We start from the raw sequence: 6,830 nt of genomic DNA, 5'->3' as shown, positions 1-6,830 counted from the left end.
CTGGGTTATAACACCATATTAATTGAAGCTGGACATTATAAGAATGATTATGACAGAGAAATTACCCGAAAATATAATTTCTATGCCCTTTTAAAAGGACTATATTTTATTGCAACTGAAAATAAATATACTAACTACGAGCACTATTTTAAAATACCAAATAATGATAAACTGTTTTTAGATATTATTTATAAAGACATAAAAATTATTAAAAACAATGTAACTCACATCCAAGATATTGGGATTCAGTATAAATTTAGAGTTGAAAATGCAAAACTTATTAAATATAAGTGCATTGAAATAAGAGGAGAATTATCGAATTTTCACACTTACAACTTAATAAATGCTGAAAATTTAGTTTATAATGATTTAAAATTGTCAAATTCGTAAATAATCCGCGTAATAATAGTTTTTTTTTAATAAATTTGCATATTATATTTTTTTTAACAAAAACAAAACATGAAAAAATTTATACTCGATGAAATTGATCATCAAATATTAGATATTCTTATTGAAAACGCTCGAACTCCTTTTACGGATATAGCTAAAAAATTAGTTGTATCTGCTGGTACTATCCATGTAAGAGTCAAAAAAATGGAAGATGAGGGGATTATAAAAGGATCTACTTTAACCTTAGATTATGAAAAGATGGGTTATTCTTTTATCTCACATGTTGGTATTTATTTAGATAGAACATCTAAAACAAAACAAGTTGTTAGAGAATTAGAGTTAATTCCAAATATTACAATAGCCTACATTACTGCTGGGAAATATAATATTTTTTGTAAAATTAGAGCAAGAGATACAACTCATGCAAAAGAAATTATTTTTGAAATAGACGATATTGATGGTGTTTCTAGAACTGAAACTATGATATCATTAGAAGAAAGTATTAACGATAAAACTCGTTTAATGCATTCGATTTTTAGAGAACTTTAGTTGTCCTAAATTGCGAAAAAATACCTTATCGTTAAAAATGATAAGGTATTTTTTTTATTTTCACTTTTAATATTACATTTTAAATTATATTTTTTCTTTATGAGAACTGTCAATACTTCTGTAGGATCAATAATTTATAACCGAGAAAATTACACGAATAAAGAATTAATAGCACTTTATAAATTAATTCTAAAACCTCGTTTAATTGAGGAAAAGATGTTAATTCTATTGCGTCAAGGAAAAATTTCAAAATGGTTTTCAGGTATTGGTCAAGAGGCTATATCTGTTGGTGTTACAAACGCTATAAATTTTGATGAATACATTTTACCTATGCACAGAAATTTAGGTGTATTTACTTCAAGAAATATTCCTTTATTTAAACTTTTTTCTCAATGGCAAGGTAAAAAAGCTGGTTTTACAAAAGGTAGAGATCGTTCATTTCATTTCGGAACTAAAGAATACAAAATAGTGGGAATGATTTCTCATTTAGGCCCTCAATTGGGAGTTGCAAATGGAATAGCTTTGGGCGATTTATTAAATAAAGAATCAAAAGTTACAACTGTTTTTTCTGGAGATGGAGGAACAAGTGAAGGTGATTTCCACGAAGCTTTAAATGTTGCTGCAGTATGGAGTTTACCTGTTCTTTTTATTGTTGAAAATAATGGGTATGGGCTTTCAACACCTTCAAGTCAACAGTTTAAATGTGAAAATATTGCTGATAAAGGTATTGGTTATGGAATGGAGAGTCATATTATTAATGGAAATAATATTTTAGAAGTTCATTCAAAAGTAAGTGAAATTGCAAAAAGTGTTAGAGAAAACCCTCGTCCAGTATTATTAGAGTTTAAAACCTTTAGAATGCGTGGACATGAAGAAGCTAGCGGTAATAAATATGTTCCTACTGAATTATTAGAGAAATGGGCATTTAATGATCCCGTAACTAATTATCAAGATTTTTTAAGAAAAGAAAATATTCTTACAGAAGCAATGGAAGTTTTAATGAAGCAAGAAATTGCTTCAGAAATTAATGAGCATTTAAAAATTGCTTTTGATGAAGAAGAAACTTGTTCATCAATTGAAGATGAATTGGCCGATGTTTATGAGCATGTAAATTATATAGAAAAAAAGCCCTCAACTAAAACTTCTAATATAAGGTTAGTTGATGCTATATCTCAAGGGCTTAAGCAAAGTATGGAGCGGTTTAATAAACTGATTGTCATGGGGCAAGATATTGCCGATTATGGTGGAGTTTTTAAAATTACTGAAGGATTTTTAGAGCAATTTGGAGAAGAAAGAGTGCGGAATACACCAATTTGTGAATCTACGATCATTGAATCTGCTTTTGGTCTTTCAATAAATGGATATAAATCTGTAGTTGAATTACAATTTTCAGATTTTATAACTTCAGGATTTAATCCTGTAATAAACTTATTAGCGAAATCATATTATCGTTGGAATCAAAATTCTAATATTGTTTTGCGAATGCCTTGTGGAGCTGATGTTGGTGCTGGACCTTTTCACAGTCAAACAAATGAAGCTTGGTTTACGAAGACACCAGGTTTAAAAGTTGTATATCCCGCATTTCCTTATGATGCTAAAGGGTTATTAGCTACTGCTATTGAAGACACAAACCCAATATTATTTTTTGAGCATAAAGCTTTGTATAGAACTATTTATCAGGATGTTCCAGATGATTATTATACAATCCCTTTTGGAAAAGCTTCTATTTTAACAGCAGGTTTTGATATTAGTATAATTACATATGGAGCCGGTGTTCATTGGGCGTTAAAAGAAGTTAAAGAACATCAAATTTCCGCAGATATTATTGATTTAAGAACATTACAACCACTTGATACGGAAGCTATTTATAAATCTGTAAAGAAAACAGGGAGGGTTTTAATTTTACATGAAGACACATTGTTTGGAGGAATTGCTTCAGACATTTCAGCTTTAATTTCTGAGAATTGTTTTGAATATTTAGATGCACCTATAAAACGAGTTGGAAGTATTGAAACTCCAATTCCTTTTGCTAAAAATTTAGAGCAGCTATTTTTACCAAAAAGCAAATTATATACGGAAATTTTAAATGTATTAGAATACTAATTCTAAAGCCTTTAGCTGATTTTTATCACCTTTTATAAAGAGTATTTATAATTTAAATCTGTTTTAAAATGCATTATTTATGCAAAAAAAACACAATTGAACTGGTTTTAGTTAAATACAAGTAGGAGTTTTACATGTATTCATTATTCTTCACCAAAACTACACATTATCGGTACATATTGAAAATTTAATATGATAACAATCATTCTTAATAATGATGAACATCATTCTATTTCATAAAATAAGCTATTAGATTCGTATACAATATAATTATTGTTTATAAAAACAGAGGAAGATTATTCTCGCAAAGAATTTTTCTATAACTCTTTTAAAAGATCATTTACTTTGCCAAAAAGTATAGATTTTAGTAAGGAGATTAATGCAAAGTATGACAATGGTGTTCTTAGAATATATTTGGGGAAATTGGTGATTTTTAAAAATGAAGAACACAAAAAAGTAATTGAGATTGTTTAATCTTCTTTAGTGAATCTGAGAAGTATATCATTTACTTCTCAGATTTTTAAGCCTTTAAAATAATAGGATATGAAACATATAATTCCGAAACAGAAACCGCTAAGTTTTAACAATAGTATTGAACATTTACACAATAAGACTCATGAATGGATTTCAGAAATTGAGTTTATAAAAGTGGAACAAGATTTCTTAAAAGAACTACTTGCAGAGCACATTATGGGTTTATGTGATACCAACAATTTTTCAAAAGGAAAGCTGTATTTAAATGGGATAAATCATGAAGCTATATTAGGTGAAACTCTAATAGAATCGATCAATGACCATAAAATTAATTTGGCTTTATTAATTGAGAATATCTATATAAAAAGAGAAAATTTATTCAGAGATAATCATGAATTTTTAAAAAATGAAGTTCAAAACTATATAGAGAACTTTAAATATATTAAAAAACAAGTATTTGAACTCATATTATTTATAATGAAAAAAGAAAAACAACAAAAATTGTTAGCAAAATAAATGAGTTAGTTTAAATACTTTAACCGTTTTCAAGTGACAGTTCTTTGAAATTCAAACTGGTAAAAAATCAATAAATATTGATAAATGATTATTGGGATGATAATTGTTTAAATAGAAAAATTGATATTTTATAAATAGTTGTAAATGGAGTTTTTTTAATTGGGGTGAGAACAGCTCTAAATACAAACTATTAGTTACACTGAATTTAAAAGTAAGAATTATTAGAATTAAAACTTGGAAACGGTTTTAATTTAAAATTTCCAATCAAAAATATTAAAAATAGAAATCCAATCATTTGGTAGATTAGCCTTAATTATTAATTGTTCATTTGTTAATGGATGCTTTAACTTAAGAGAATAAGCGTGTAAAAATAAATAATGACAGTTAAATTCTTGTTCAAACATTCTATTATGAAACCGATCACCATATTTATAATCACCTACAATAGGGTGGCTAATTTTATTCAAATGAATGCGAAGTTGATGCATTCTACCAGTAGTAGGCGTTAATTTAACTAACGAATATCTTGAACCATTATATGGGTGAACAGCAATATCCAACTCCTTTGTTAAAATTGGTTCACAATAAGTCTCCGCATCTTTATAAACCTTTGTATCAGGATTTTTAACAGGTGTATCTATTAGTCTGGATTCATTTACCAATCCTCTAACAATACCTAAATATGTTTTTTTAATTTCATTTTCATTAAATAATTCCTGAAAAATCGCAACATTTTCCTTCTGTTTTGCTAAAAGTAACACACCTGAGGTTTTTCTATCTAAACGATGAACAGGATAAAAATTAGTATTAAATTGTTGACTCAATAAATCTAACAAAGTAGGACCATCCACATTGCGGGCATAGTATGACTTATGAATTAAAACATTATTTGGCTTATTCACAATGATAATATACTCGTCTTCAAAAAGAATTTCAATTTTCATGGTGCAAATATACAGGTAAAAAAGTAGTTCCAGTCATCTTGATTTTTTCTTAAAAAATTAACAGTATAAATGTTAATCCTCAATGATTTAGTTATCATTAACAATATTTTAACTTAAGATGTGTGAATTTTGTAACTAATAAAAAAAAATATGTAACTTTATAATTGGCATTATATCGTAGATTCGCACCATATAATTTCAACTTTAAAAAAATAATAAAAATGAAAAAAATAATAACATTTGTACTTTTAGCTTCCATGGTTATTTCTTGTGGTACTCCAAAAACAGTTATACAGTCTAAAAAAGTAATTAAAGGATACTGGTCGTTAGATCAAATAACTTACAGCGAATCTGGAACATTTGATGTAACCTTATTAAATGATGCTTCTAAAGATTGTTTTATAGGAAGTAAATGGCGTTTTATTCCAAACAATAATACGGGATTATACACCATTAATGATGCACATTGTGTACCAACGGGAGATCGTAATTTTAACTTCACCATTCAGGAAGTAGACTCTAATACAGGTCTTTATGATTTCTTATTGAAACCAACGGATGCAAAACAAAAATCTGCTGACAATAAAGGTTTTAGGCTTCAGCTTACACAATTGGCAGAAACTACAATGAGATGGGAGCAAACTATTTCATTAGAAGGAAAACCATTTATAATTTATATGAACTTTACTAAAATAAACGAATAATGAAATCAACTTTAAAAAATATAGGATTGAGTGTGTTTGCATTAGTTTTAATTTTAAACTTCTCAAGCTGTGAAGCAACAAAAAATGCAAGTAACACTCAAAAAGGAGGTGTTATTGGTGCAGCTGGTGGAGCAATACTAGGTGCAATTATTGGAAACAATGTAGGGAAAAAAGGTAGCGGTGGTGAGTTAGGTGCTGTTATTGGTGGAGTAGTAGGTGGAGGAGCAGGTGTGCTTATTGGTAAAAAAATGGACAAACAAGCTCAAGAAATTGAAGAAGAAATTCCAGGTGCTGTTGTTGAAAGAATTGACGACGGAATTGTAATTACATTTGATGAAAATAGCGGAGTTTATTTTGACACCAATAAATACAATATTAACAGTGCTTCAGAAATTTTGTTAAATAAACTTTCAGGTATTTTATTAGAGTATTCTGATACAAATGTTTTTGTTATAGGACATACTGATAGTACAGGGGCAGACGAATATAATATGACGCTTTCAAAAAATAGAGCATTTTCTGTTACAAATTATTTTGTAGGAAAAGGATTACCTTCTAATAGATTTACAACAAGCTGGTTTGGTGAAGAGCAACCAATTTCAGATAATACAACTGCTGAAGGTCGTTCTAAAAACAGAAGAGTAAATATAGCAATTGTTCCTAATGAAAAAATGAAAGATGACGCTAAAAAAGAAACTGGCGAAAACTAAAATAATTCAATATTAACAAACCATTCGAAGTTTTAATAAATTATGTTTGAAAGTATCCTCAATCAAATCAATAATTTACAATTAACAAACTTCGAGTGGTTTTTTGCATTTTTAGGTGCATTCTTATTAGGAACAAGCAAAGCCGGGCTAAAAGGAATAGGTGTTGTTATAGTTACTATTATGGCCATTGTTTTTGGAGGAAAACAATCTACTGGCGTATTAATACCAATGATGATTGCTGCGGATATCTTTGCCGTAATTTATTATAATCGTCACACACAATGGAGGTTTTTAGGTAAATTATTACCAAGTATGGTACTTGGAGTATTATTTGGTGTTTGGTTTGGAAATGATATTTCTGATGAATTATTTAAGCAATTAATGGCCATTTTAATACTTGGTATTGTTGTTTTTATGATTTATATGGAGCGAAAAAAATC

Annotated in this window: 8 protein-coding genes and 1 pseudogene; 8 read left to right on the top strand and 1 reads right to left on the bottom strand. The window is 28.3% G+C overall.

Annotated features, from left to right (window positions below):
- The 5 genes and pseudogenes from Q0352_RS05860 to Q0352_RS05840 all read left to right on the top strand — a co-directional run.
- Positions 1 to 390: pseudogene (locus tag Q0352_RS05860) on the top strand (hypothetical protein); the annotation flags it as partial.
- Positions 391 to 459: 69 nt separating this feature from the next.
- On the top strand, positions 460 to 939 hold the full coding sequence (locus Q0352_RS05855; protein ID WP_299525043.1) for an Lrp/AsnC family transcriptional regulator: 480 nt from the start codon (positions 460 to 462) through the stop codon (positions 937 to 939).
- Positions 940 to 1,038: 99 nt separating this feature from the next.
- Complete coding sequence (locus tag Q0352_RS05850) at positions 1,039 to 3,042, top strand: dehydrogenase E1 component subunit alpha/beta (RefSeq protein WP_299525040.1); 2,004 nt, start codon at positions 1,039 to 1,041, stop codon at positions 3,040 to 3,042.
- A 273-nt stretch (positions 3,043 to 3,315) separates the two neighbouring features.
- Positions 3,316 to 3,516, top strand: coding sequence for an Hsp20/alpha crystallin family protein (locus Q0352_RS05845; RefSeq protein WP_299525037.1), 201 nt, complete (start codon positions 3,316 to 3,318; stop codon positions 3,514 to 3,516).
- Positions 3,517 to 3,585: 69 nt separating this feature from the next.
- Complete coding sequence (locus tag Q0352_RS05840; RefSeq protein WP_299525034.1) at positions 3,586 to 4,032, top strand: hypothetical protein; 447 nt, start codon at positions 3,586 to 3,588, stop codon at positions 4,030 to 4,032.
- 251 nt (positions 4,033 to 4,283) lie between these two features.
- On the opposite strand, the gene Q0352_RS05835 is transcribed toward Q0352_RS05840, so the two are convergent.
- The gene (locus Q0352_RS05835) at positions 4,284 to 4,976 is read right to left on the bottom strand and encodes a pseudouridine synthase (RefSeq protein WP_299525031.1); all 693 of its coding nucleotides are present in this window, start codon (positions 4,974 to 4,976) and stop codon (positions 4,284 to 4,286) included.
- A gap of 221 nt (positions 4,977 to 5,197) precedes the next feature.
- Here Q0352_RS05835 and Q0352_RS05830 point away from each other — a divergent pair, with 221 nt between their 5' ends.
- The 3 genes from Q0352_RS05830 to Q0352_RS05820 all read left to right on the top strand — a co-directional run.
- A complete protein-coding gene (locus Q0352_RS05830) occupies positions 5,198 to 5,680 on the top strand; it encodes a lipocalin family protein (RefSeq protein ID WP_299525028.1) in 483 nt (160 codons plus the stop codon).
- Positions 5,680 to 6,390, top strand: a complete 711-nt coding sequence (locus Q0352_RS05825; RefSeq protein ID WP_299525025.1) for an OmpA family protein — start codon at positions 5,680 to 5,682, stop codon at positions 6,388 to 6,390. Before Q0352_RS05830 ends, Q0352_RS05825 begins: the two co-directional genes overlap by 1 nt.
- Before the next feature lie 42 nt (positions 6,391 to 6,432).
- The coding region (locus Q0352_RS05820; RefSeq protein WP_299525022.1) for a sulfite exporter TauE/SafE family protein at positions 6,433 to 6,830 on the top strand (398 nt) is incomplete at its 3' end.

The organism is uncultured Lutibacter sp., assembly GCF_937891065.1.
GTDB lineage: Bacteria > Bacteroidota > Bacteroidia > Flavobacteriales > Flavobacteriaceae > Lutibacter.
Note: the sequence above shows the minus strand (reverse complement) of the source record. Positions and strands in the feature narration are given on the sequence as shown.